General features: G+C 51.3%; 26 protein-coding genes. 2 read left to right on the top strand and 24 right to left on the bottom strand.

The features are described from left to right. Positions 1–19: 19 nt before the first annotated feature. The 11 genes from ACT3IB_RS08160 to ACT3IB_RS08110 form a co-directional block, all read right to left on the bottom strand. On the bottom strand, positions 20–547 hold the full coding sequence (locus ACT3IB_RS08160) for a ferritin (RefSeq protein WP_491538511.1): 528 nt from the start codon (positions 545–547) through the stop codon (positions 20–22). Between the two features lie 729 nt (positions 548–1,276). Then, complete coding sequence (locus ACT3IB_RS08155) at positions 1,277–1,639, bottom strand: hypothetical protein (RefSeq protein ID WP_491538510.1); 363 nt, start codon at positions 1,637–1,639, stop codon at positions 1,277–1,279. Further along, positions 1,636–2,103, bottom strand: coding sequence for a hypothetical protein (locus ACT3IB_RS08150; RefSeq protein ID WP_491538509.1), 468 nt, complete (start codon positions 2,101–2,103; stop codon positions 1,636–1,638). The genes ACT3IB_RS08155 and ACT3IB_RS08150 overlap by 4 nt, the downstream gene beginning before the upstream one ends. Continuing rightward, the gene (locus ACT3IB_RS08145) at positions 2,075–2,434 is read right to left on the bottom strand and encodes a hypothetical protein (protein WP_491538508.1); all 360 of its coding nucleotides are present in this window, start codon (positions 2,432–2,434) and stop codon (positions 2,075–2,077) included. Before ACT3IB_RS08145 ends, ACT3IB_RS08150 begins: the two co-directional genes overlap by 29 nt. Then, positions 2,431–2,964: a hypothetical protein gene (locus ACT3IB_RS08140; protein WP_491538507.1), complete on the bottom strand. Its 534-nt coding sequence runs from the start codon at positions 2,962–2,964 to the stop codon at positions 2,431–2,433. The genes ACT3IB_RS08145 and ACT3IB_RS08140 overlap by 4 nt, the downstream gene beginning before the upstream one ends. Before the next feature lies 1 nt (position 2,965). Beyond that, positions 2,966–3,214, bottom strand: a complete 249-nt coding sequence (locus tag ACT3IB_RS08135) for a hypothetical protein (protein WP_491538506.1) — start codon at positions 3,212–3,214, stop codon at positions 2,966–2,968. A gap of 27 nt (positions 3,215–3,241) precedes the next feature. After that, entirely contained in the window at positions 3,242–3,691 is a 450-nt protein-coding gene (locus tag ACT3IB_RS08130; RefSeq protein WP_491538505.1) for a hypothetical protein, read from the bottom strand. After that, positions 3,688–4,191: a transglycosylase SLT domain-containing protein gene (locus ACT3IB_RS08125; RefSeq protein ID WP_491538928.1), complete on the bottom strand. Its 504-nt coding sequence runs from the start codon at positions 4,189–4,191 to the stop codon at positions 3,688–3,690. The genes ACT3IB_RS08130 and ACT3IB_RS08125 overlap by 4 nt, the downstream gene beginning before the upstream one ends. Positions 4,192–4,247: 56 nt before the next feature. Further along, positions 4,248–5,699 carry a glycosyltransferase family protein gene (locus ACT3IB_RS08120; protein WP_491538504.1) on the bottom strand — a complete coding sequence of 484 codons (1,452 nt, stop codon included), beginning with the start codon at positions 5,697–5,699 and terminating at the stop codon, positions 4,248–4,250. A 4-nt stretch (positions 5,700–5,703) separates the two neighbouring features. Then, positions 5,704–6,255 carry a hypothetical protein gene (locus tag ACT3IB_RS08115; RefSeq protein ID WP_491538503.1) on the bottom strand — a complete coding sequence of 184 codons (552 nt, stop codon included), beginning with the start codon at positions 6,253–6,255 and terminating at the stop codon, positions 5,704–5,706. 1 nt (position 6,256) lies between these two features. Beyond that, a complete protein-coding gene (locus tag ACT3IB_RS08110; protein ID WP_491538502.1) occupies positions 6,257–6,631 on the bottom strand; it encodes a hypothetical protein in 375 nt (124 codons plus the stop codon). A gap of 3 nt (positions 6,632–6,634) precedes the next feature. Between ACT3IB_RS08110 and ACT3IB_RS08105 the strand changes: the two genes are divergently transcribed. Beyond that, the gene (locus tag ACT3IB_RS08105; protein WP_491538501.1) at positions 6,635–7,261 is read left to right on the top strand and encodes a hypothetical protein; all 627 of its coding nucleotides are present in this window, start codon (positions 6,635–6,637) and stop codon (positions 7,259–7,261) included. 266 nt (positions 7,262–7,527) lie between these two features. On the opposite strand, the gene ACT3IB_RS08100 is transcribed toward ACT3IB_RS08105, so the two are convergent. The 7 genes from ACT3IB_RS08100 to ACT3IB_RS08070 all read right to left on the bottom strand — a co-directional run bounded on the left by ACT3IB_RS08100 (position 7,528) and on the right by ACT3IB_RS08070 (position 18,194). Continuing rightward, entirely contained in the window at positions 7,528–8,148 is a 621-nt protein-coding gene (locus tag ACT3IB_RS08100; RefSeq protein ID WP_491538500.1) for a hypothetical protein, read from the bottom strand. Positions 8,149–8,256: 108 nt separating this feature from the next. After that, positions 8,257–8,700, bottom strand: a complete 444-nt coding sequence (locus tag ACT3IB_RS08095; protein ID WP_491538499.1) for a hypothetical protein — start codon at positions 8,698–8,700, stop codon at positions 8,257–8,259. A 96-nt stretch (positions 8,701–8,796) separates the two neighbouring features. Beyond that, positions 8,797–16,047 carry a helicase-like domain-containing protein gene (locus ACT3IB_RS08090; protein ID WP_491538498.1) on the bottom strand — a complete coding sequence of 2,417 codons (7,251 nt, stop codon included), beginning with the start codon at positions 16,045–16,047 and terminating at the stop codon, positions 8,797–8,799. 4 nt (positions 16,048–16,051) lie between these two features. After that, positions 16,052–17,365 carry a P-loop NTPase family protein gene (locus tag ACT3IB_RS08085; RefSeq protein WP_491538497.1) on the bottom strand — a complete coding sequence of 438 codons (1,314 nt, stop codon included), beginning with the start codon at positions 17,363–17,365 and terminating at the stop codon, positions 16,052–16,054. Further along, complete coding sequence (locus ACT3IB_RS08080) at positions 17,307–17,630, bottom strand: peptidoglycan-binding domain-containing protein (protein ID WP_491538496.1); 324 nt, start codon at positions 17,628–17,630, stop codon at positions 17,307–17,309. The genes ACT3IB_RS08085 and ACT3IB_RS08080 overlap by 59 nt, the downstream gene beginning before the upstream one ends. Next, positions 17,627–18,037 (bottom strand): hypothetical protein, encoded by a 411-nt coding sequence (locus tag ACT3IB_RS08075; protein ID WP_491538495.1) that lies wholly within the window; start codon positions 18,035–18,037, stop codon positions 17,627–17,629. Before ACT3IB_RS08075 ends, ACT3IB_RS08080 begins: the two co-directional genes overlap by 4 nt. Then, positions 18,030–18,194 carry a hypothetical protein gene (locus tag ACT3IB_RS08070; protein WP_491538494.1) on the bottom strand — a complete coding sequence of 55 codons (165 nt, stop codon included), beginning with the start codon at positions 18,192–18,194 and terminating at the stop codon, positions 18,030–18,032. Before ACT3IB_RS08070 ends, ACT3IB_RS08075 begins: the two co-directional genes overlap by 8 nt. A gap of 219 nt (positions 18,195–18,413) precedes the next feature. On the opposite strand from ACT3IB_RS08070, the gene ACT3IB_RS08065 reads away from it, so the two are divergent. Continuing rightward, entirely contained in the window at positions 18,414–18,680 is a 267-nt protein-coding gene (locus ACT3IB_RS08065; RefSeq protein WP_491538493.1) for a hypothetical protein, read from the top strand. Positions 18,681–18,713: 33 nt separating this feature from the next. Here ACT3IB_RS08065 and ACT3IB_RS08060 read toward each other — a convergent pair whose 3' ends face one another. The 6 genes from ACT3IB_RS08060 to ACT3IB_RS08035 all read right to left on the bottom strand — a co-directional run bounded on the left by ACT3IB_RS08060 (position 18,714) and on the right by ACT3IB_RS08035 (position 22,294). After that, positions 18,714–19,025, bottom strand: a complete 312-nt coding sequence (locus ACT3IB_RS08060; protein WP_491538492.1) for a hypothetical protein — start codon at positions 19,023–19,025, stop codon at positions 18,714–18,716. Position 19,026: 1 nt separating this feature from the next. Then, positions 19,027–19,386 (bottom strand): hypothetical protein, encoded by a 360-nt coding sequence (locus tag ACT3IB_RS08055; protein WP_491538491.1) that lies wholly within the window; start codon positions 19,384–19,386, stop codon positions 19,027–19,029. Positions 19,387–19,401: 15 nt separating this feature from the next. After that, a complete protein-coding gene (locus ACT3IB_RS08050) occupies positions 19,402–19,815 on the bottom strand; it encodes a hypothetical protein (RefSeq protein WP_491538490.1) in 414 nt (137 codons plus the stop codon). 9 nt (positions 19,816–19,824) lie between these two features. Further along, on the bottom strand, positions 19,825–20,790 hold the full coding sequence (locus ACT3IB_RS08045; RefSeq protein WP_491538489.1) for a transglutaminase-like domain-containing protein: 966 nt from the start codon (positions 20,788–20,790) through the stop codon (positions 19,825–19,827). Between the two features lie 89 nt (positions 20,791–20,879). Beyond that, positions 20,880–21,122 carry a hypothetical protein gene (locus ACT3IB_RS08040; RefSeq protein ID WP_491538488.1) on the bottom strand — a complete coding sequence of 81 codons (243 nt, stop codon included), beginning with the start codon at positions 21,120–21,122 and terminating at the stop codon, positions 20,880–20,882. Positions 21,123–21,283: 161 nt separating this feature from the next. Further along, positions 21,284–22,294, bottom strand: coding sequence for a hypothetical protein (locus ACT3IB_RS08035; protein ID WP_491538487.1), 1,011 nt, complete (start codon positions 22,292–22,294; stop codon positions 21,284–21,286). Between the last annotated feature and the right edge of the window lie 162 nt (positions 22,295–22,456).

Raw genomic sequence — 22,456 nt, 5'->3', positions numbered from 1 at the left:
ACTAATAATAATTATGCTATTATTGGTCCTCATTTTGTTCTGCTTCTTTTCCATTCTGGCCTTGTCTTTCGCCCATCTCGCGATCCAGTAAGTATAGTCCAGAACCGTCTTCTCCGACTAATTTTAGTTTATCAATAACATCTTGCACCATCTCTTCTTCCTCTACTTGCTCATCAATAAACCAAAGTAATAAACTTTCGAGCGGATAATCGTCTTCCTCCCTGGCCAGCTTATACAGCTTGTGGATACGTTTCGTAATATGCTGCTCTTGTTCAAGAGCTAATTCGAACGCTTTCTTCGGTGAGTCAAATTCAATTTTTGGCTTTTCAATATCTTGTAATATTGGTCGCCCGTCTCTTTGAATCAGGTGATTGTAAAATTTCATGGCATGTTCAATTTCCTCTTGCCACTGGGCTTTAAGCCAGTTTGCAAAGCCACTAAGGTTTTTTTCTTCAAACCATGCCGACATTGCCAAATAAGCATATGCTGACTGAAATTCTTCCTGAATCTGATTGTTTATTTCTTCTTCTATATTCTGCTTGATCATAATATCAACTATTTATTTTACTATTGACTGATTTTTTTCTACTACAAACTTACCATTATGATGCTAAATTGTCCTATATATACTTATTATCAAACACATTGTGGGATTCTATTGAAAGAGTCTTGTGTAATAATAGGTTTTAAATATTTCTACATATACTACTTAAAATCCAACTATCTAACTGGGCATTAACACGAACTTTAGTAGGATCGTCAACAAGCCCTTATTCTATATTATTTGATTCTTCACAACCCCCTACGAGTAATTATTGAAGAAAGTAACAAAGTGTAACTGATTTAAAATAATGGTGCTATCCCTTTAATTTATTAATTGATTTGGTTCAAACTATTTATAGATAGTAGAGAACCAGGCTAACTAAAAGGTTAAGCACTAACTTTTAATTAGTGATCGTTCACTCACAAAATATGTACTTCATTGACTTATGTCAATAGGCTTATTTTCAACAATCGTGATGGGATTAACCTATACTGGATCAGGACTTATGATCTGGCATGTCCTACACTTTGGTATCACCGCAGCTAAAATGGTATTTATGATCAATTTGAGTGTTGCTTTGGAGTGTTTTATTGTGAATATGGAAACAAGGATTATTTCCTATTTAAATTATTACTTTAATAACCCTTTTTGCAGTTACTAGTTTCTGCAGAACGATTTTCCAAAGGTGGTAGAGGTATGATCATAATTCTGTAGTATGGATTTACTTATTGACTAAAAGAATTTATGTAATATTTTTTTAGTCAATATACTCACACGTATTAATATGGTGCCACCAAAATGATTAATTACAATTCGTAACTCATGCAAAAAAAGATCTAACAGCCGCTCTTTTTCTTGTGGTGAAAGCTTTCTTCCTTCATCACTATTTGGATTGGTGTATTGAGCATACAATCGAAGAATATCTTGGACTTTTTCAAAGAGTGTTCGAACTTGCAGGGAAGCCGAAAGGGCAACCATTCCGAGTATAACCACACCTATCTCGGCCAGGTTATTCGTGGTTAGCAGGCTGGTTATCCAATCGCTGGTGGTAAGCAGCAGGATGGTGGTAAATAAAAATGTTAAGAAGATAGTCATTGGTTGTTCTTATTAGGTTTATGGGTTTTGTAATGGGAAATATCCATGGCTTTGACTCGGAGGTCGGAGTGGTCGTCATCAAATAAAGAGTTACCTGGTAGCTTTTGATATTGGTTCTTCTGGATCTGTTTGAGCCACTGGTGTCCCAGGGCTTTTGCCTGCTTTTTTTGGAGGCCTTCTCCCTTGCCTTGGAGTAGTTGGTCTATGCCGTTGGTTTGGGCCACACCTGAAGAAATGGCTACCATGCCATAGAGATATCCAATGATCTCTAGGATGGAGAGAATGAGCAAAAGGGTTGTATCAATACCAGATGCAGATAACCTGCCGGTTGACAGGAGTCCGGAAATCGTGAGGCTAGCTACGCCACTTTTTACGATTCCCTTTCCCTTTTCAGGGGTTTTGCTTTTGAAAAGCCCAATTAAGGTGGGGACCGCCTTAATAATTGGTTTTAGTATCTTCAGCATTGGAGGTGTCCTCTTTAATTTGAGTTTTATACCGGTGGATCCCGCGGGGAATAGTTTCGAATTCAATAGATCGAATTCGCCTGTTTTGATCATTGAAGCGTTCATCTGCATGCTGAACATGTGTTTCCAGGCTCTTTTCCAACCGGTGAAGGTTGTCAGCCTGTACTTTCACTTTTTCATTTATGCCAATCATCAGCTCATACCACTTTTTAATCTCAGCGGTCTGGTTATTGATGGAATCATAGATGCCCGTCAAAAAAAGGCAGATGATCGTGGTAACGATCAGCTCTTTGTACTTTTGGAAAAACCCATTGGGTTGTGAGTTGCTCATGGGGCGTACCTCTTGATCGCCTCATCCAGCGTGATGGATTGCTTGTTTGATTTGCAATAGAAATGACCGCTGGCAAGTGATTGGTAATAATAATTGCCGTCAATACGGAGCCACCGCAGCGGGCGCTGGGACCGGCCGTTCCCTGTCCAACCGTCCACGTGCAAACCGATAGCTGGTACTTTGTTACCTTCTTTGTTGGTATAGCTCCAATCAAAGTACAAGCCCACACCTCGGAATCCCCAGGTTGTGGCTAATAGCCAATGTTGGAGGGCCGAAGGTTGACTGGATAGCCACTGGTCAAATAGTAGTACGTCAAGAGCCAGGCCTCGGCCATGGGATCTTGGATCTCCTTTGCGCCAAGCCGAGGATATCATGGCCGGCACCCCGTGCCAGCTACGCCAAGCCAAGAACGACCGCAAAAACCCGGTATCCATGCGACTTAAGGTGCCAGGACCTTGGATTTCAAGCTCGGAGATTGAAAAGTGATTGCCGTAGCTGTCAAGGAGGGCCAAATAATCATTTCTGTTCATATTAGTTACCTCTCGTGGCTAAGGTGAGAAGGAGGATCAGAGCTACTCCGCCAGCGATCTTATAGCTGGACGGTATTTCGCCGTTAATGTATTTTTTGGCTTCGCTGATCAGATCTTTCTGGGTTTCGGGGGCTGTGGCTTCTCCCAATCCTCCGCTGCAGCCGCAATCGGGCTGGGTAACATTTGTACTGCCCGAAAGTCCATTGCCAGTACATCCACAAGAGGATTCATTTACAAAAGTGGTTTCCATAGTATTTCACCTGAATGTTTTGAGTTATTAAAAGAGGATTTTCCAAAGCAGCAGGCCGCCTGCAATTCCTCCACCTGCCATAGCCGCATGGGTTTTCTTGACCTTCACCCCGACAATGCTAAAAGTGCCCGCTAGGATATCCTTGTGGGAATTAAGCTGTTGCTTGCTGGCAGATTTGTTTGTGGTTTTCGGTTTAGAGGTCGGCTTCGACTGCTTAGTAATGGGTTTCTTAATTGTGTTGATATTTAGCTTCGGAGGAGCAGGTACCGGATTTTTGTCAATAACAGGCCGAGGTAAAGGCACGGGCTTTGGCTTTGGAATAGGTCGCGGCTGTACTCGTGGCCTTAATTGCTGGGGTCGTTTGCGAGTGGCTGGTTCCTCCAGAACTGGTCGAAGCATTGACGGACGCGTGGGCATCCGTCCCAATCCTTGGGTTTCCTGGGGCTGGTCGTAGATATAACGTGATTCAGAGTTCATGGGCGTTTAGTAGTCATATAGTTATAAGTTGCAAAGGCGATAGCAGCCATCGGAAGGACATATATGGATAAGCTGGTTGCTTGGGAGAGGCCGAGTAGCCCGCGGATGAGCTGTTTTCGCTCCTGCACATCATGGCTATAATCTCCTCCGGTGGTGACCGAGTCCGGGGGCAGGCCCGCGTAGATGGCAGTTCGCACTTTATTGGGGCCGGCGTTATAGGCAGCTACGGCTTGGGTGGTATTTCCATTGAACTGCCTGTTCAGTTTCGCCAGATACTCGGCGCCATAATCGATGTTGGCCTGGTGGTCAAAGGGGCTGTGGCTCCCGGTAAACCCGGGATGATATCGCCGGTCGATCTGCATGATTCCTACCCCGTATCCGTGATCACCGGTGCCGTCAGCTGACAGGGCTAGCCCCATCCGGCTCTCGCGGGAAGCCACTGCCAGTAGCAATGTCAGAGGTAGGCCATATTGCCTGGAGGCTTCGGAGAAATATCCCATCAGGCCGCGAATTCGAGCGTAGGTAAGCTCGGCCGATATCGAAAATGAGCTGGTCATTACACTACCATCTTGATCTTGTAGCTGACCTTCCGCATTTGCCCAGCCATGATGGTAAACTGGTCAGCAGGGGCCAAGGCCCGGCGGGCTATTAGCTTGGGCACCCACTCGTCATAATCATCTCCCCGGTTGGCATAGATCCCGACTTCTTTGATGGTAATGTCGGTAGCGCCCTGGTTTTCAAACACGCGCGCCAGGTTGAAGTGCGCCTCATTGTTGGCCTCATCAATGGTCACCTGATCATCGATAATCATCCCGTGATGGATTAACTGTCCGTCTCCGCTACCATGGGTAATGCCTCCAAGGCTGTAGGGCGTCTCTTGGGTTGCATCCGGAGACAGGTCGGTGTCGGTCATAGAAACGAACTTGTTGCTTTGGCCGAGTCGGAGTCCCAGATGCCATCCTTTATTCACTTCGGACGCCCGGCGTTCCAGGGAGGTCATCGAGGTGCCCCCACCGGCGATGCACATCAGGTCCCGCCAGTTGGTATTGGTGTTTTCCACCGCTTGTCGCCGGAGGGCGCCCACAAATTCGGCGGTGAAGCCCCCGTTGGAACCGTTAAGGTCAGTGTCCTGGTTGAAGTTTTCGAGCTCAAACCGGCACTCGTAGTCCAAGGTTAGCGTCTTGCCATTGGGCAGGTTCAGAGCTGCAGGCAGTACGTCGCGTGCATAGAGGGTGGCAATGGTGTTGATTTCATGGCGATTGACGTTGATATGCGTCATCAGCCCCATTTCGATAATGGCCAGGTCGCCTCCGGAGCCGTTGGTAAACGGAGCTGATACGGTAAAGACGCTTTTTTGCTGGTCGGTAACCACGCCTGAAACTGACCGGGCGCCCCGAGCCAGTAGCGCGTCAATGGGATTGTGCAGTCCTACATCAGATATGCTTACCGGACGGTTGCCTTGCCCGATGGTGGGTAAAATAACGCGAAAAGGTGGGCAGTAGCTTTCGGTGGTCGTAATGGGATGGTAGTGCTTTGCAATAACCTGCGCCTGGTCGGCCACGTAGGTTGCTGGGTCAAAATTCGTGGGGGCATCTTTCAGGCGGATATAATAGTCGCCGTGGGTACTTTCAACTTCCCAGGTGCCGTTGATCTGTGGGACCGAGCTGCATCCCCAGATATGTACCCAGACGGGCTCCTCACCGTTGGGATTCACCCCGTGCATACCACTAAATATATACTGAAGATAGTATTGACTATAGATTTCCAAAGCCCCATTGGTAATGTGCAGGGACGTGATTTTCCCGTCCTGCACGTAATCGTCGCCGGGGCTAATCAGCCGATCCGTTTTGCCGCCGTGCATCATTCCGTGGACGTCGCGCAGCAGGTTGCCCACGAACGACTCGCAGTGCATTCGAAACAGGTGCTCACCGTCGATGCTAACGTTACAAAACAGGTCCATCCCTGATTTCGGGGTGCCAATGGAAAGGGTTTGATTGATGCTATTCATAAGTTTAGCTAATAATGGTAATGGGGTTGGTGGTGGCATTGCTGCTGGTGGCGCCCGTCAGTTCTGACAGATTCGCATCCGTTGATAGACCGCTGGTTATGGGTTGTGAGCTCGCTTCCGGTTGGTGATCGGCCCGGATGTCCGTTGCTGGTGTGCAAAGCAGATTTCCTTCTTCATCCTCGATAGGCTGCAGCTCTAAGATCACCTCTCCGGTCGGCGACTGGGTCGTGCGCTGAACATCATCGGGGGTAATGACCGAGTAAATGCGTGATTGGCCGACCTGTCCCCCTGCGGTCTTGGATCGAACCCTAAAGTAGTGCCGGGCATCCAGGTAGGTGATGGGGAAATAAAGTGTGTGGTAACGGACCATCTCCGCAGGCTCCCGGTGATACTCGGGAGTCCTGGCCAGATTTTCGGGATCCAAGCCCCAATCCATCTGAGACGAAGCTTTTTTGCCGGTGGCCCAGGATACTTGAATGGAGCCGTCGACCAGCATACCGCTGACAACCCGCATTTTAAATCCTTCGGAAAATTCTTTACCGGTGATTTCGCTCATGCTAGGTGGTCCAGAAGAGTTCGGTTACGAGTGCTTTTGAGTTCTCTAAAGCTCCGGACTCCTCATCCCACAGGCCCATCATACCACCTTTGTAAAGCTCTTTGAACTGGCGCTCGTCCATGTGCAGGGTTTCGCCGGGTTTCAGTCGAAAGGTGTAATAGCGCTCGTCAATACGATTCTCGTCCAGGGCGATCATGAATTCGCCGTCGCTGCTATTCTGGATGATAACGCCCAGGCGCATGGGGTTGCCATTGACCAGTTTTACCGGTTGGATTCCCTGTTTGAGGACCGGCGAAATAGAGGTCCCAATACGTCCGGCGGGGCCGATTCCAATGGAAGGCGAGCCAGCCCGTAGCTGGTCCAACAGGCTGTCCATTTTTTGGGTGAGCTCGCAAAGCGACTGAATGAGGCTATTCCACATCGGTTATACCTCCAGTGGGTTTACGTCCGACTTCTCAACTACGTAGGACTCACACAGAAAACTTACGCCTGCCTGCTGCGCCCCTTTATTGGAAGCATACACTTGGAAAGGTATATTAGAGCCGATGATAAAGGGGACATTGGCATAGAAGGGGCCGAACTCATCGTTAATCTGTTCCAGATACACTTCGTTGCGGATGGTCGTATTATAGACCTTCAGGCTGGCGGTGATATCGCCGGGCCGGTCGCTGCTCATCGCCAGGCGTCGGGCTTCTACGTCGATGCTTTTGGCTTTGACGCCCATATCGATATTGACCGCACCCGCCGCCAGCGTGGCTTGCCCGTAGAGAAAGCGCGGTTGGGGCATTGGGCTGCCAATGTCGGAGTAGATGTTTATCAGCTTGGTCAGGCTATAATGGTCATAGCCGATGAGCTGGATATTTACGGTCTGAGCTGCGTTGTGGGCATTGGTCAGCTCGAAGACCAGGCTGTTACTTTTTTGAATAATAAACGGGGCCAGCAGCCCGTCAATGTGTTGGAACAGCTGATGAACAACCGACAATTGGAGGTCTCGAAACAGGTATAGGTCTTCGTTAAGTCGTGCCGATACGAATATCTTGTTCATGTCAGGGGCATAAGGCAAGATCTTTCGGACGCCAAAACTTTCCCCGCCCATGCCATTCATCATAATATGACCGGTGCCACCGGCTGGAATTTCAATGGCTTTGGCCGGGTTAAAGGGCGTAGATTCGGTTGGTGGAATAAAATTCTTGACAATTTTCATGATGGTCAGCTAGGAGTTAGGGCAATAAAAAAGCCGGCAACGGCTCGGTGCCGCTGCCGGTTAGAGGGTTATTTTTTGGGCTTCATCTCAGCCACGACAATGCTGGCGCGCAGGTACAGCAGGCCTTGGCCGGACGTTGTCCAGTTCTCATCACTCGGGAACACAGAGGAGTCCTCGAAGTGAACTGACAGCGACAAGGTTTGATTGACTGCCAGATCGAAGGGATCGGCCAGGCGATACTCGTCCGCTGAACGAAGGGCAGCGATGCGTTTGAAGACCACCGGGGCATCTACGGTATTCGCCGTGCCGGCTACCAACTGCACGTCAGTGCCAGAGAAGTTTGAATGCTTGGAGATGGGCACGCGCAGGAACTCCTTGTTGTCATTATCAGCCTGCAAAATGACGCCGGCGTCCTTCAGCGAGTTGACGATCCCGCGGGCATCGATGCCGTTGGCCTCATCGTCCTCGATGAATTGTTTGGTCACCTCGAAGGAAAGCGCGAGGATGCGTCGCTTGAGTTCACCCGGGAAGGGATTGCCCACGTAATTGTTGCGGGTGATTTTCCGCGTGGAGTTTGGCGGAAAGAAGTTAACGACAGCGCCGTTTTGGGTGACTTGCTGGGTATCAAAATAAGTTTTGATACGCGCGCTGGCGGGGACAATAGCTTTTTTAGAAATTTGGTTACTCATAGTTCGTTGTTAGTTAAAAGGGTTATAAGTGGGGCCGTTGTGGCCTACTGCTTGTTCCCGCAGGCAGTCCCTTATTCAGTCAGAGCTATGAGAAAAATGGGTTGCCGATTAAACCTCCACGGTATCTTCAAATACGGTTTCGATTTGAGAGACGTGGCCGGTTTCTACGGGGAGTTGTGCTGGTGGTGCTGGTTGTGGCGCTAAGTTTTCCTCATCCCACAGGTATTCGCTGCCTTCCATCAGGCCCTGGGAGGGCGTCCAGTCGGGCATGACGAACTTGATCAGTTCCATTACGCCTTGCACGCCGAGCCCCATGGCCAGACCGCGAAGGTGTTTGTTTTTGGTAAACATGGTAAAGGCCATGCCAAGGGTGAGCGGGAGGCCAACGCGGGCCGCTTGCTGGACGGTAGCCGAGCTTCCGCCAAGGATAGCGGGTACGGCCAGCCCGTTAAGCTGCGCACCAATTGCCTGGCCGCCCACAATATATCCGGCAGTGATAAGCTGCTGCTTGAATTCGCCGACAGCCTTTTCGGTTGTTGTTTGTTTTGCCATAGTTGCAGGTTTTGGGGTTGTTGGGTTTTCGATTACATCCAAGTGAGTTGGATTTTTTGCAAATATTCGTTGGGTCATAGGTTGGTTTGGTAAGGATTAATTAAGGATGCCTCGGCCGTCAATGTTCAGGTTGGTGATGATATACACGTCCCCATATTGGAAGACGGGTCGTTTACCATCGTCGAAATAGTGGTAGTAGTGGTGGTCGTCTCCTTTCTGGTCGCCGGAGTAGATCACCTTGTCGCTGCTGTACATGATGCGTTCGGCGTGACCGATGGAAACCAGCTCGGCGCCGGCCGGTGGAAACAGTTCGTAGTCGTAGCTGTCGGCCGGGAAATGGTGGAACTCCTCGTACATCCGGGTGGCTTGGTCGCTGGCATAAGCCCCTTTGATTAGTTTCATGCGGGCCGTTGGGAAGGCGAACAGCGTGGTGCCTTCAGCGTCAATGATCATCGCCAGGTCTTGGTCTTCTCTGGCGATGCGCTGCATGAACCCCTTGGAGTCGATGAATTCCAGTTCACCAACGGTACCAGCATAGACCAGCGGTTCACCAAAGAGTGTCTTCAAGGGCATAGGGAGAGCTTTTAAGGATGATTCTTTCTCGGACCGGTTAGGGCGAATGTTTTCGCCCGTTGGGCGGTCGCGATAAATACCAACTTCGCGGACGCGGACGGTACCCTTCACTCCGTAGGTAGGTGCAATGCGGTTGAGCTCTTCGTACAATTCCGATCGGTCGGTAAATTTGGTTTTGACCAGTTCGTTGACGACATCTTGCAGTCGGGTTACGGTGTCCTGGTTAGTGGTGAGGTCGGACTGGGCCTGCTCCAGCTCTTTCAGGGTTTGCTGGTGGGTAGTCTCCAGTTCTCGCAATGTCTTTTTGGATCGGTCCAGCTCGGAGCTGATCTGCTGGATGCGTCCTTCGGCCGACTGTTGCCAGCCCTGTTCCAAGGTCAGGAAGAGTTCGGCCAGTTTGATTCTGATGATCGGTAGCCATCGCTCGGTCTTGTACATGCCGAGCTGTTGCTTGATCTGATCGTAGGTGACTTCGCTGCCGTCCGGGCCTGTTTTTTGCTTTTCGGCCTCGATATCTACCTCGTAATGGGCATAAAAATCCAATTCGTCCGCAATAATATTACCTTTGTTGCCTGCCAGGCTTCGCCCCGATTGGACGGGTTCGCCCATACTCCAGCCGAAGGCTGCCTTCAGCTGGTCACCGGCCATCTGTTTGATGGAGCTCCATTTGATCTTATTGTAGAAGCTTCGGCTCGGAGCGTTCGGATCAGGAAGGAGGTTAAACAGCACCCGCCCGTTGGCGTTATTTTTCGGGACTTCCAAAGTAAGCTCGTGACGGAATCGGGGGATGCGCTTGCCATCGGAAGAGAGGTTGTTTTCAATGGTGCCGATCTCACCGCTGTAGTCCAGCCAGCCGATGCGAATAAGCCCGTTTTCAAGGGCCTGTTGGCCCGATTCCGGCAGTTCCGAATCCATAAGGGCTTGCTCCCGCTGGATCGCTGATTCCATTCGTTCACTTTTCTTGGCCACATCCTGACTTGCTTGCGCGAGGGAAGACTCCAGCCGCTGGGTCTCGCTAAGCAGGGAGTCGATGCGGGCCTTCAGCACCTTGGTCTGGGCTTTGGATTGGAAAAATTCTTTGACTCGTGGGTCCGAGTTGGTGGCGGCCACCATCTGCTCGTATTCCAGGGATTCTCCTTCGGAATCGGCTGAGGTTTCCCGACCGTCGCCAAAGAAGAGCTCATCAATCCAGCTTTGCTTCTTGCTAACCAGCTCCAGGCGGTACTGATCGAAGGAGTCCTTCATCAGGTAAAAATGGATGTTAACTTTCTGGTGTTGGTTCCCTTGGCGGAGCCCGCGCCCGTTGCGCTGCTGGATCTGCGAGGGCGTGTAGGGCACGTCCATGTGATGCAGGTCGGTGGTCCATTTTTGCAGGTTCATGCCTTCGGCGATGGATTGGTTACCGATCAGCACCCGGTACTTGCCGATATTGAAATCGTCCTGCACCTCTTTTTTGAGGGCTTCCTTGTCATCGGAGGAAGAGACGAAGTAATCGCTACCTTTGCTGTCGGTGCCAATAATCGAGCCGTTAATGATGGCAATTTCGTTAGCCGGAACACCTGCTTTCGTCAGTTCCTCCTTTATCAGCTGGTGATAACTGCCGCCTTTTTGGCCTTCCACAGAGATCCAGTCGCAGAAGATAATTTGGTTGCGGAAGGTAGGAGCAGCTGGATTTTCGCGCCCACTGTACAGGGCTTCGATAATCATCACCGCCCGGTCGAAGGTTTCTTCCATGGCGTCCGAACCATCGGAGTGCTTTTCGCGCTGTTTTTCAATTTTATTGAGCAAGTACTGTTTGCCGACCGGCACCGCGTGCATGTCGCCTTCGGTGGCTTCGATTTCACTGGCTACTTCCCCAAAGTATTCCAGGGATTTGAGCTCCTTAATTAGTTTGTGCCGCGACTGACCCGCGTAGGGGTTCGGGTTTTCTCTGGCGGGCGGTACTTTGGAAAAGAAATCCCCATAAATGCTTTCCGGAATTCTGCTTGGGGCGGGGTTCTCGCGGGTAGCGTAACTTTCGGCTACGTTTTGGGTCAGGGCCCCGAGCTTCAGGAATTTCCCATCTACGCCTGCGAAACTGTGGTCATAGACGCGCAGATCGGTTGCAATCTTGCTGCCATCGCCGGTAATGACCAGGAAGTTGTCTTTCGTCTGACACCCGCGCTGGCGCATGCAATCCAAGATGTTATCAGCCCGCAGAATGATGTCATCAAATAACAATTTGTGAATTTCGCTGGGTTCAATCACCTGCTGCTTGGTTTCGGCTTCGGGGCGCCGGAATTTGGGTTTAAGCGCTTGGGGATTGCCTTGGTTGTCGGTTACGAGGTTTCCAGAGTCATCTTTGAGTAGGTCTGGAAACTTCTCGTAAAATCCCACCAGCTGATCATAGCTTTTGATGTCCATAACCTCGTCGATAATCGCTCGCATTTCTGGGAGGTTATAGTAGCCGGCCACTACGCGTTCGGTCCGGTATTCGCCGTTGGTCTTTTTGACGATCTTTTCTTCCTCGCGGACAAACTGATTGATAAAGTTGTCCAGGTTGGCAATCTGGTATTTTTCGAGCAGGTCCGGAGCACAGAGGTTGAGCATGTGCCATACTTCCACCGGAGAGTTTACGACCGGAGTAGCGGTCAGTACAAAGACGTTTTTAAAGCCTATTTTGGAAAACAGCCACTTCGTTTTTTGGAGGGCGTCTTCGGCTCGTTGGGACGGTTTATTAGCTGCAATGCCCAACTTGGCGGCTTTGGCGCTGCCCAGGGCATTTTTGTAGAAGTGGGCTTCGTCAAAGAATAGGGCGTCCACACCGAGCTCATCAAAAAAGATATCGGTATCCAGGCGCTGGGCACTGGCTACGTTGCGCAGCTTGGCCTCCCACTCTTCTTTCATCTTCTCTAGGCGCGTGACCATCGACTTTTTGGCCGTGGAGCTGAGGGCATCATCTTCTTCGATCAGCTCGTCAAAGCTATCAATCATTTGATCGAAGTATTCCACGCGCTCAGAATACATCTGCTGCTGGACCGCTGGGGACAACGGCAGGCTCTTAAAGGCGTGGTCGGCGATGAAGATCGCATCCCAATTATAGAGCTGAGCCATGGTGAGCTCCTTGTGGCGCTCGGAGCCCGTCATTTTCATATTGAGGATTTTGGCTTCCGGGAACAGCATCGCGTATTCCTCGACCCACTTTTCCTGGACTTTCCCGGGTACGACAAACATGGGTTTTTGGCAGGCTCCTTGTTGCAGCAGCACTTGGGAGGTAATAATGGAGGAGAGTGTTTTTCCGGCGCCGACGTCGTGGCAGTTGGCGCCGCGCCCGTTCCATACGAGCTTCTCGGCGACCGCGCGGTTGTGTTTGTACACCGCAAAATCTTTGACGCCATAGAAGGTGTCCGACATGCCCCGAACGCGGAGGGTGGCCCCATCGAATTGCGGATTAATATGGGCGTTGTACTCGTGGTTATAGGCCTGCTCGATCAGCTCGCGAATCTCCGTGGAGGCTTTGGTTCGTACCCACTGGTTGAACTTTTGGGGCACGCGCGTGAGCATCTGGTCGTTGTGGGTGCGCTGTTTGGCGCGGGCTCGTTCGATGAGCGCTTGCTGTCCGGTTTGTTCGGCTCGTTTTAGCGTCATATTCGGGAGCACGTTGTCGTCCTCGTCGTAGAAGACCAGCGGGAAGCTGGAATCCTGGATATAGTTATTAATGATCTTGCTGAACGGCGTCTCGCCCCAACCTTGGTTCCAGTCGTCGGCCGTCTCCTCACCACCTTTAATGTATCGCCCGCCTTTGCGGAGTTTCATATAGAACCGGTTGCCGAGTTCGGCTTTATCCTTGACAAGTCCGATATGTACATCCCGATAGCCCAGCTCATCTTTTATCCACTGGGTAAGGACTTTCGTTGGCAAGTAAGTGAAAATGTGGCGCGGATCGACGGTAATGCTATAGGCATCAATCCACTCAGGGAGAACCGCTTTTAGAGCCTGGATATTTTTCTCCAGCTGATTGTCTTCAGCTATTTCCAGCTTGCGGCGGACGTTACCAGCCAAGTATTGATAACGAAACTCGTAATTATTGGTCTCGGGGTTATAGAAGAAATCAGGGTGATTTTTGATCGCTTTAGTGAGTTCATCTCGGCTGGCGGTCCCGCCCCTGTAGGTAGACTGGTAGAAATCAAGCGAGAGCTCTTCGCCGATGGAGCGGCCATACATGGCAATTTCGGCCAGGTCATCGGAGTCGGAGACCGCAGGCACATAATTGCGGTTAAATAGGGAATCCGCATCGATGATATCGGCATATACCAGGTCTCCGCTGATGGGGTCGCGCTTCACAAAGGTCGTAAGCTTATACAGCCGGTTGTCGTAGCGGAATATCTCGCGGATATCCTCGTCTTCGTCCGGAATCCCGTAGGTGTCGATATGAGATTGAAGCAGTTCCCTAAACTCTCCGCGAACCGGCTCTTTTTGCTCGGTGCCGCGGGCCAGCGCCGTAACGAAATCATCATAGGAGTCAAGCATTCGGCAGGCCGAGCTTATCTTGGTGCGAAGTCCATCGCCCGCTTTACTCGATCCACGTAAGGTAATAGGTTTGAAGTAGTGGCGCTGTTTTTCGTAGAATTTCTCCCCGTGCCAGACAATATTCCCGGCGTGATAATCGCGGGTCGTCTCCAGGCGCACGCCTTCGTCAGGGATTCGGTAAAACGGCAATGCCCCGGGAAGTGGGTACGGGAAGCGAAGATCATCTCCAAGTACCTTGCCGGTCAAAGCCTCATCAACTTGGCCTTTGACGCCCATGCGCGTGAGAAACTGCATGTCGTGTCCCTGAATATGCTCGCCCAACACCTGCTCGGGATATCTTTGGTAGTAGGGATTATAGTAGGCCTCGTAAGACTGGCCGTTATGTTCGGTGATACTTGCCGCGAGATCCTCATAGGCAAAGAGCTGATTTAATTCGCTGTTGACATCAGGGTGGGTTTCGCGGTCAACATCCGGATATTTTTGAAATAAGATCAGGTCCGTTGTAACCAGCGTATCGGCATTGTCCTTGAATGCGGTCGAGGGCAACCGGTAAGCACCCACAAACCGGGCGCGCTGGACCATCGCCTGGCGGATGGCTGGATCCTTCTTGTCCATGGTACCGACCGACGTAATCACGGCCAGAAAACCACCGGGTTGTAGGGCGTCCAGGGACTTCAGGATAAAGTAGTCGTGGATGCGTGGATTCAGGGACGCCAGCGGGTCTCGCTGGGTATGAATTTTGATATCGCCAAAGGGGACATTGCCGACGACTCCGGTTAGGTTGTATGGCGACAGGTCGGTCTGGGCAAAGTTTTCGTGGCGGACCAGCTGGCTTGGGTATAGCAGCCCCGCAATGCGGGAACTTACTGCCGACCGCTCGACCATCAGCATGCGATAAGCATCGCGGTTGGGAAGGAAACCTGCAAAATTACCCACGCCCGCCCCGGGTTCTAAAATGTTGCCACCGTCCACGCCCATGGCTCCGAGTTTATCCCAGATGAGTCTGACCAACGGGTAGGAGGTGTAATGCTCGTTAAGCAGGCCACGCTCGGTACCGGTTGCGTCCTCACCATACCCAAGGCCACCGGCGCCGGTGTATTTGCGGAGCAGATCCAGATCTGATTCGGTAATCGCGCGATCTTCTTTTTCCAGGACGGCTAGGGCCGCCTCGTTGGCTTTCCGGCGCTCAGACTTCGAAAGTTTGATAGGCTGAAAATTCTTCAGATCAATACCGGAAAAACGGCTTCCAAATCCCGCTTCTCCCGGCCGATCTCCGGAGGGTTGGTATGATGGGTCGCCATTATTTTCAGGGGTTTTCGCTTCCTGTTGGGCCGCTGAAAATACCTGGTCGAAATTGACGCCGATGACTTGCCCGTGCCCCCGAAACAGTTCCAAGGCTTGCTCCCGGTACTCTGTGGGAAACTTATCGAGGGAAAAGGCCAGGGCCAGTTTCGTTACGGTTTCAGTAAAGGAGTCTTGGAGCACCTGCAGCTCACTGGTAGGATTGTTACGGGTCGTCAGCTGTTGCGTCAATTTTGTGGGATTGTCCAGAAGAGCATCTATTTGATTGGCAGAAACTTCATCCCCTTGGTCCGCTTGCCAGGCCAGGTCTGTAAGCTCGTGCATACGCCCGGTATTAAGCTGTCCGTTTTTGTAGGGGCTGTGGGCGGCACTCGCGATTTTAGCCATCCGCTGGGTCTTTACCTGTATTTCGACGGGAATGTCACCGGCCTCCCCAGCCATCACGATGAAGTGATGCGCTCGGTAGCCACCGACGGGTTCGGCGTATTTGTCTTCATGTTCAAATACTTCTCCGATTGTTCCTGATGTAATTTGGTTGACTACATGGTCCAGCTCAGCTTGACCCGCCAGCACGATCATGCATCCGGCCATATCGGTTAGGCCCTGGGTATAGAGCTCACCAGAATTAGCCTGTTTGATATCAGTCTTGATACGCTTGCGACGCAGTTTATTGATGACCGAGTACGGAGATTTTACGCGGCCCTTCACGGTGGCTTCCGGTTGCAAGTCTTTGAGCTTGCTGGTCACCTCGTCCAAGGCCTGCTGGTAGTCCCCTCGCAATTCGATTAACTGTTTGATTTCGTCGGTAAGCTTGGTTTCCTCGACCGTATCGGTGTCGCCGAACTGTTGTGGGTTGGGGTCGTCGGCATTGGGAATCCCGTCCCCATCAAAGTCGCCAAAAATGCCGGGATAGTCCTCGGTTGTAATGTCTTCAAAAGGAGTAACAGTAGGATTTTCTCGCATGGGGTTAGCCTAATACTTTGGTTAGGAAGGCGTCCAATTTGGCCTGACTTTCTTTGGCCGCTTCAATGTCTACCTGCTGCTGGGGTTTTTGGTCAGATGTACTGTCCTTCTTTTTTGTAGTAGTTTTCTTCGATCGCTTAACAGGAGTTGGTATCTTTTCAGCCGCTGGTTTCTTCTTGGCCTTTGGCGCAGGTGAGTTGGTCGCAGTAGATTTGGACTCCTGTTTGCCACGCGCTCGTTCCTGTCGCTTGTACTCTTTGGCGCCCAGCACGACTTTGGCGTGGTCCTGCTTGTAAATTCGGATCTCCAGATCGCCATATTTGCTGACCAGTTTTTTCCAGCACGCTTTGAGTCCGCCTCCTTTGCCTTCCGTGCAGGCTTGGTATTCCAAGTGCCCGTCCAGAAGCAAGTCCATGATGTACCGCTTCTTGGGATAGTCGGCGGTGTACCGGATAGACAGGTGGGCGTTTTCAGATTCCCCAGAATGTTTGGGGGCATAGCACGGCATTTTACTTCCAAACATGGAGTTGATGCGTTTCCAAGAGCGAATTTTGTGGAGCTTATCCAGCTCTTTTAAGGTGATTTTGAAAGGGGTATCCACGGGGTTTTCGCGGCTGTCTGGGTTGCTTTCTTCTTTGGTGGTAGGGTTAACCGGTGCCACCTCGCGATCTTGGGCCGTAAAGGGTACGGCGATAGCGGTAAGTTCGCGGTAGCGGTTCTTTTCGGTTTCGGCCCCGCCTTCCTTGGTGACCTTGATCTCAATATCACACTCATGGGCGATGCTGGTGTTGCCTTTGTACTGCCCGTCCTTGGTGGCATGGGAGACCATAACAAACATGATTCCGTTTTCGCGACACCACTGGGCCAGCTCGACCGTTTCCTTCGCGTTGGCATCAATCACCGAAATGGAATCCAAGATGCAGGCAAAGGACCGGTTTTTAAGCAGAATTTCTTTGAGGCCCTGAATGGATTTCCATTTGGTAAAATTCAGGTTCTGGTGGGTGGCTCCCAGCCGCTTGACGCGGTCGACCAGGGTTTTGCCAAAATGCTCTTCGGCGGGGATATATTCGATACGCCCATGTTCGGCTAAGGCGTCGGCCAGTCCCAGGCTCATCGTGGATTTACCCGCGCCTTTTTCGCCCCAGATAAAAATGACGGCATTCTTCTCGGGTTCGCCGAGCAGTCGCCCGTAGGGTTGGGCTATTGTTATTCCTTTGATATTCAGTTTTGCAAGCTGCTGGGCAGTCATGGATTCCATATTACTTCTGTCTGGTTCGTTTAATTGCGATTCCAATTCCAATGATGGCGATGGTCCCAAGTGCAAGGAGAGCTGGTTTGGGTAATGCATTTTTTGTTGGCACTTGTAGGGATTGCTGGGTAATGCCAAGCCTGCTTAGTAGTACTCCGTCAGCTATTCCGCTGATTGGGAGTCCCAATTTTTGTTGGGCCCCTTTGACGGCTGCCTGAGTTTCGGGGCCAAATATCCCATCGATGCCGTATTTGGGGAGCCCGATACCGAGGGCTTTCAGTGCCGATTGCAGGTGCATGACCTGCGGACCTTTATCGCCTATGCTAAGAGTCATGGTGAAGATTGTTTTCTGTTATATAAGGAGAGGCCGGCCACACCGATGGCAATACCGGCCGAGAGAATGCCCGCATGTTTGATCATAGACACAGGCTTGCTTTTGGCGACCGAATCCTGGAGGCCAATCATATCGCTTACCGCCTGCAGATCGACATGCTCGAAGTACTGATTGATGACGTCGGCGTTTCTGTTGAATACCTGCTGGAAGGAGCGGCTGTCTTTGGTCAGATCCGCCAGGACAAGGGCCGTAGTAGCGGCTTGTCCTTTTCGCCCGCTCAGGGCGCGGTCGGCTAACCCGATTGCTTTTTTAAAAGCATTTCGACTGGTTTGGCGCAGGTAATTGCTTAGATCACCCATTCCGTCATCAACGATTTGGTAGTCTCGGCCTTCAATAAGCTCATCCATTGGGCTGTTCCTCTTGTTTCTTGTTGCGCCCGGCCAACTGCTTTACGCTGTCTCGAAGTCCGGGCATGAGGGGAGCCAGGAAGTACGCACCTGCGCCAATACTAATCAGCCACAGGGCTTTGTTGAGCGTACTATTGACGCCACTGAATGCACCCACAGGGTCCGGAAGATTGATTTCATACCAGGACTCGGTGGGCTGGGCATACACTCCGCTTTGTTGGCCTTCCTCGATATCTAAATCAAGGGTCATGACATTCGAGGAGGCCAGGGGTTTGGCCTGGGAAATATTCGCCTCGGTAACATTGCTGTAGTGGAGCTCAAATATGACGGGATGATTTCTGTCGGGCCGGAACGAGCGACCGAAAACAAGCCGGGCTTGGCCGCGACAGCCGTCCCACATGCTGGTGACAATACGGGAGATCGCCAATACTTGTCTGGACTGGGGATCCAAAGCCGCGACTACCACATCCGGGCAAACGACAAAAAGAAACGAGTTCCAAAAGGTGCGGTAGATATCGACCTCTACATCTACCGAAAAGGGGACCCCGGATTTCGGGAGCCCGCGCTCAGGGTGACGTCCGATGATACGAAGTTCGCCGGCCTCCGAGCTAATGATATTGCCGGATATGGCCGCCGACCCTAATCCGTTGTCACTATAGTTAGAATAGCTCATCGGTTACCTCTTTCTGGTTATAACTCGCAAGACCATGTATCCACCGGCGATCCATCCCAGCGTAGCTTTGTTTTGGTTAAACCACGCGCGAATTCCTTTGGTGGGATCCTCTTCGGCCAGGCGCTCGCAGAGGGATTGCTTGGGCTGATCCGTTACTTCCGCACCCTTCGCTACTTCTTGCAACTGCACGGTGGGTTGCAGGTACACGGTTTCTTGTGAGGTCGTGGGATTGGGATACCGCCCGTTGGGAATATGTCCGTCAATAAAGTGAGAGATCCCAACCGGATGGGCTGTTGTTTGAATAGCTTCGGTCATATCAGGACTTCTTTTTTAACAGGGTGTACATGAGGCCTCCGCCTACGACGACAACGCCGCCAATCAGCAGGAGGGAGGTCATATTTCCGCCCGACTTTTGGGCTTGCATTAGCGCCATCTGTTGTTCGGGCGTCAAGCTAGTGCCCCCAGATTGGGATTTCCCACCATTGATAACTCCATCCACAGTTACGGCGGTATCGGCCGCTGTGGTTAAAAAGCTGGACAGGTCATTGAGGATACTGCCAAACTTGGTTTTCTTTGAGTTAGTTGTGGATCCAACAGGAGGGAGGAAGCTGTTTGTGTAGTTAAACGGTTGGGTCGTTTGCAAAAAATCTAATTGATCGTAGGAGCTGCTGTTCATAGGGATTGGATATGCTTATTGGGATTTGGCTTTTTTCTTTTTGGCGACCAGCAAAATGGCGGCTCCCAGAATGGCAACCCCGCCCACTGCTGCGCCCGCGATCATGGCTGTGGATGCTGTTTCCTGTTTGGCAGCTGTATCGGTGACGTTGTGCTGTAAGGCCGTCATGAGCTGCTGTTTTTCCTGTTCTATTTTCTTCTTTTCGGCTAGCTTGCGTTCGTGGGCTTTGCAGAGGGCTTGCGATTTTTCGCGCTTGCGTCGGCATCTTTTTAGGGCCCCGAACATTTTGCCCTTGCAGCTTTGGTTGGCATACCGGCAGGGATCATCTTCTTCCCAGCCTTCTAATCCACCGCCAGACAGCTGGTTGGATATGATCAGCTGATCATTTTCGGGTTGTATAGCAACGGGTTGCAGATAAGAACTACTCATAAACAGTGGTTAATGGTTGAAGGCCCAGTAGCTGATCCCGCCAAGCGTAAGAAGCCCGGCCGAGAGTCCGCCGTACAGGAGCCATTTTTTGTTTCGGGATTGTTGTTGGCTGGCCAGAAAGCTGTTGTCCAAGCTTCCAAATTTGTTTAGGTAATCAACGGCCGGTTGCCCGTGCTCTTGAATTACTATAGCATACTGCTGGAGGATGGCGTTATCCTTTTGGGAAAAGGAAATGACGTCCGAGCGGACCCCTCGGGCCATCAGGTAGTCCCGCCATTGTCCGCGTGCGATGCGTTCGTCCTTATCTTTGGCGCCAAACCATTTGGAAAACAGCGGTTTCATAGCGGCTCCCGTTTTCAGAGCTGTCGTGGCAGCAGCCGTCAGGGTAATGGGGTCAATGCCTAATCCTTCCGGCATCCGGTTGGGCAGATGCTTGGACTTTTTGATCAGCCGCTCGTCAAACCTGAACCCGGGATATTTGGCGACGGTCGTATCAAAGGATTTCCACCCCTCTGGGGATCGGAAGACGGTATAAATATGGTCATAGGTTCGCCCCGTTCGGCTGACAATCCGAAAGCCGGTTTGGATGCCCAAGCTTTGCAGCAGGGCCGCCGACAAGATCGCGTGGTCGTCGCAATCCCCGGCTTGTTGCCGAATGGTGACATCGGGGGATTGGATCCGCTCGATATTCCATGGATCGCGCACGTAGTTGATATTTTTCGTTATCCACTTGTAAATGGCACCCGCAATTTGGTCTACGTTCCGCAGGTCAGGGAGGCCGGTATTAATATTCCTGGGAACCTTGCGGGTAATTTTTAGCGCTAACCCGCGGATATCCTCACGTCCGGTATATTTGGTAACCAGCTCCGAAGCCAGTTCCAGGACGCCTTCGATTCCCGGGTATTGCTTGCGGTGGGCAATAATAGAGGCGGCAGCATCTCCTTGTGGGGAGCCTGCTGCCACCTTGTTGCTCATCACTGAACCATGGGTCGTGACTGCGTTGCGGGAAGTTGGTATGGGATAGCTGCTACTCAATAGTTGTTGATATCGTTGATATGAATATGTTACCGGTTGGTTTTGACGAGCTTTTGCAGCTCAGCGATGACATCGGTGAGCAGTCGCCGGACCTGCGGGCTGACGGTCGTGCTCGTAAAGCTTAACAACTGGTTGCAAGCGAAAGGGGCAGGGATATAGCAAAGCGTATTAGCGTGTTGCCCTAATCCATCCACAAGGGGATATATTGTTTTTGCAATGCGTTCGGCTCCTATATCCCTGCTTATCGCTTCCACAGAAAGTATCTTTGCCATCTGGACCCAGTCGGCCGCGGTGATCGGTTGCCCGCCAGCTTGCAACAAGGCCAGCTGCGATTTAATGCGCTTGGCATAGCAGGCGTAACCACAAGGTTGACCCGCCAGGTATTCCAAGGCCATTTTCAAAAGGGTTAGTTGTCCGGGATTCATCGTGGTCGCTACAGGCTAATGGTTGGTTCGGCGTGGCCGTTGGTATGGGGCGGGTTAAACATGCCGTTTAGAGTGGCTGGGGGTTCAAAATCGTCGGATTCCTCTGAGTTCTCCTCGGAGGGAAGGTGCCGAGGAGTCTCCTCCCCGGCACCTTTGGGTTGGCTCGCCTCGTCGGTAGAGGGGCTATGGGGTTGTTGGGGTAGCGAGCCAGAAGTGGGTCGTAGTTGGTGTTTGAGCGATTCGGCCATTGCCTTGGCCTGCTCTTCGCTGATATCAGGGGCGGCAGGCGATGGACTGAATTGTTTATTTTGCCCGCCCTGACCGGCAAACAGTTGAGAGATCACGGTAAAAAACATAGGAGCATTTTCTTCCAGCATATCCAGCATGCGGCTTCCGGCATCGCGGCCGCCGGCCCGCTGCTCCATCTCCATGCGGAATTTGACCTTTTCCAGTTCGCCAAGCTCTTTTTCAAGAGCCTTCAGGTTACTTCGTTGAATTTCTTTGAGCCGGTCTATTTCGTTGCGGTGGGATTCCTTGAGGTCGCCCAGCTCTTTTTGGTGGGTCAGCAGCGTAGCCGTTTTGTCTTCAGAGAGCTGTCGCTTGAGCCCCATGATTTCATCAACGAGCTGGCGAATCTTGCGGTCGGCGTCATGTAGCTCGCCTTCCAGGCGGAGGGCCCGTTGCTGGTAGTAGTTTTCGGGAGCGGTACTGTTGGTGTTCGGTCCGTTGGCCTGAGTATCCGGCTGCTCCTCGGGTCCGTCAATGCGAAACCCAATGACAATATCTTCTTGGGTGCCGGTGTGAAGGGAGTACAGCCCTGGTTCCAATTTGAATATGGCTTTCACTACATTGAAGGGCTGCCGGAAGTTGAATGGGAGTTCCTTTTCTACTTGCTGGAGCCCATCGGTGGTGCCAGTGATACGTCCAAAGATCGGCAGCCCCTGCTCCAGCTCTTGTAGGCAGGTGGCGTAATCCCGCTCTTGGGTCTCGGTCGGCAACTTTTCCAGCGTTTCAGGCATCGACTTAGCGTTGGTTAGCGTAATGCAAAAGCATCACTGTGATCAGTAACTGATGCTAACGTAACACTAATTCAAATCAGGAAAAATACCCCGGGATAGGCTGGAACAGGGTGCAATGAACTGTTATTGGATGGGACAGATTGGGAAAATATGAAATATTGA

It is taken from the genome of Fodinibius sp. GM21 (genome assembly GCF_058386955.1).
This window is presented reverse-complemented; position numbering and strand designations above follow the sequence as displayed.

What these genes read in the sequence shown, in the direction of transcription:
- ACT3IB_RS08095 (WP_491538499.1), bottom strand. Translation starts at nt 8,700, where the DNA reads ATGGCAAAACAAACAACAACCGAAAAGGCTGTCGGCGAATTCAAGCAG.
- ACT3IB_RS08160 (WP_491538511.1), bottom strand. Translation starts at nt 547, where the DNA reads ATGATCAAGCAGAATATAGAAGAAGAAATAAACAATCAGATTCAGGAA.
- ACT3IB_RS08120 (WP_491538504.1), bottom strand. Translation starts at nt 5,699, where the DNA reads ATGAATAGCATCAATCAAACCCTTTCCATTGGCACCCCGAAATCAGGG.
- ACT3IB_RS08050 (WP_491538490.1), bottom strand. Translation starts at nt 19,815, where the DNA reads ATGAGTAGTTCTTATCTGCAACCCGTTGCTATACAACCCGAAAATGAT.
- ACT3IB_RS08110 (WP_491538502.1), bottom strand. Translation starts at nt 6,631, where the DNA reads ATGGACAGCCTGTTGGACCAGCTACGGGCTGGCTCGCCTTCCATTGGA.
- ACT3IB_RS08040 (WP_491538488.1), bottom strand. Translation starts at nt 21,122, where the DNA reads ATGGCAAAGATACTTTCTGTGGAAGCGATAAGCAGGGATATAGGAGCC.
- ACT3IB_RS08060 (WP_491538492.1), bottom strand. Translation starts at nt 19,025, where the DNA reads ATGACCGAAGCTATTCAAACAACAGCCCATCCGGTTGGGATCTCTCAC.
- ACT3IB_RS08035 (WP_491538487.1), bottom strand. Translation starts at nt 22,294, where the DNA reads ATGCCTGAAACGCTGGAAAAGTTGCCGACCGAGACCCAAGAGCGGGAT.
- ACT3IB_RS08090 (WP_491538498.1), bottom strand. Translation starts at nt 16,047, where the DNA reads ATGCGAGAAAATCCTACTGTTACTCCTTTTGAAGACATTACAACCGAG.
- ACT3IB_RS08055 (WP_491538491.1), bottom strand. Translation starts at nt 19,386, where the DNA reads ATGAACAGCAGCTCCTACGATCAATTAGATTTTTTGCAAACGACCCAA.
- ACT3IB_RS08100 (WP_491538500.1), bottom strand. Translation starts at nt 8,148, where the DNA reads ATGAGTAACCAAATTTCTAAAAAAGCTATTGTCCCCGCCAGCGCGCGT.
- ACT3IB_RS08115 (WP_491538503.1), bottom strand. Translation starts at nt 6,255, where the DNA reads ATGAGCGAAATCACCGGTAAAGAATTTTCCGAAGGATTTAAAATGCGG.
- ACT3IB_RS08075 (WP_491538495.1), bottom strand. Translation starts at nt 18,037, where the DNA reads ATGGATGAGCTTATTGAAGGCCGAGACTACCAAATCGTTGATGACGGA.
- ACT3IB_RS08080 (WP_491538496.1), bottom strand. Translation starts at nt 17,630, where the DNA reads ATGACTCTTAGCATAGGCGATAAAGGTCCGCAGGTCATGCACCTGCAA.
- ACT3IB_RS08150 (WP_491538509.1), bottom strand. Translation starts at nt 2,103, where the DNA reads ATGCTGAAGATACTAAAACCAATTATTAAGGCGGTCCCCACCTTAATT.
- ACT3IB_RS08135 (WP_491538506.1), bottom strand. Translation starts at nt 3,214, where the DNA reads ATGGAAACCACTTTTGTAAATGAATCCTCTTGTGGATGTACTGGCAAT.
- ACT3IB_RS08140 (WP_491538507.1), bottom strand. Translation starts at nt 2,964, where the DNA reads ATGAACAGAAATGATTATTTGGCCCTCCTTGACAGCTACGGCAATCAC.
- ACT3IB_RS08125 (WP_491538928.1), bottom strand. Translation starts at nt 4,191, where the DNA reads ATGGGATATTTCTCCGAAGCCTCCAGGCAATATGGCCTACCTCTGACA.
- ACT3IB_RS08130 (WP_491538505.1), bottom strand. Translation starts at nt 3,691, where the DNA reads ATGAACTCTGAATCACGTTATATCTACGACCAGCCCCAGGAAACCCAA.
- ACT3IB_RS08155 (WP_491538510.1), bottom strand. Translation starts at nt 1,639, where the DNA reads ATGACTATCTTCTTAACATTTTTATTTACCACCATCCTGCTGCTTACC.
- ACT3IB_RS08045 (WP_491538489.1), bottom strand. Translation starts at nt 20,790, where the DNA reads ATGAGCAACAAGGTGGCAGCAGGCTCCCCACAAGGAGATGCTGCCGCC.
- ACT3IB_RS08145 (WP_491538508.1), bottom strand. Translation starts at nt 2,434, where the DNA reads ATGAGCAACTCACAACCCAATGGGTTTTTCCAAAAGTACAAAGAGCTG.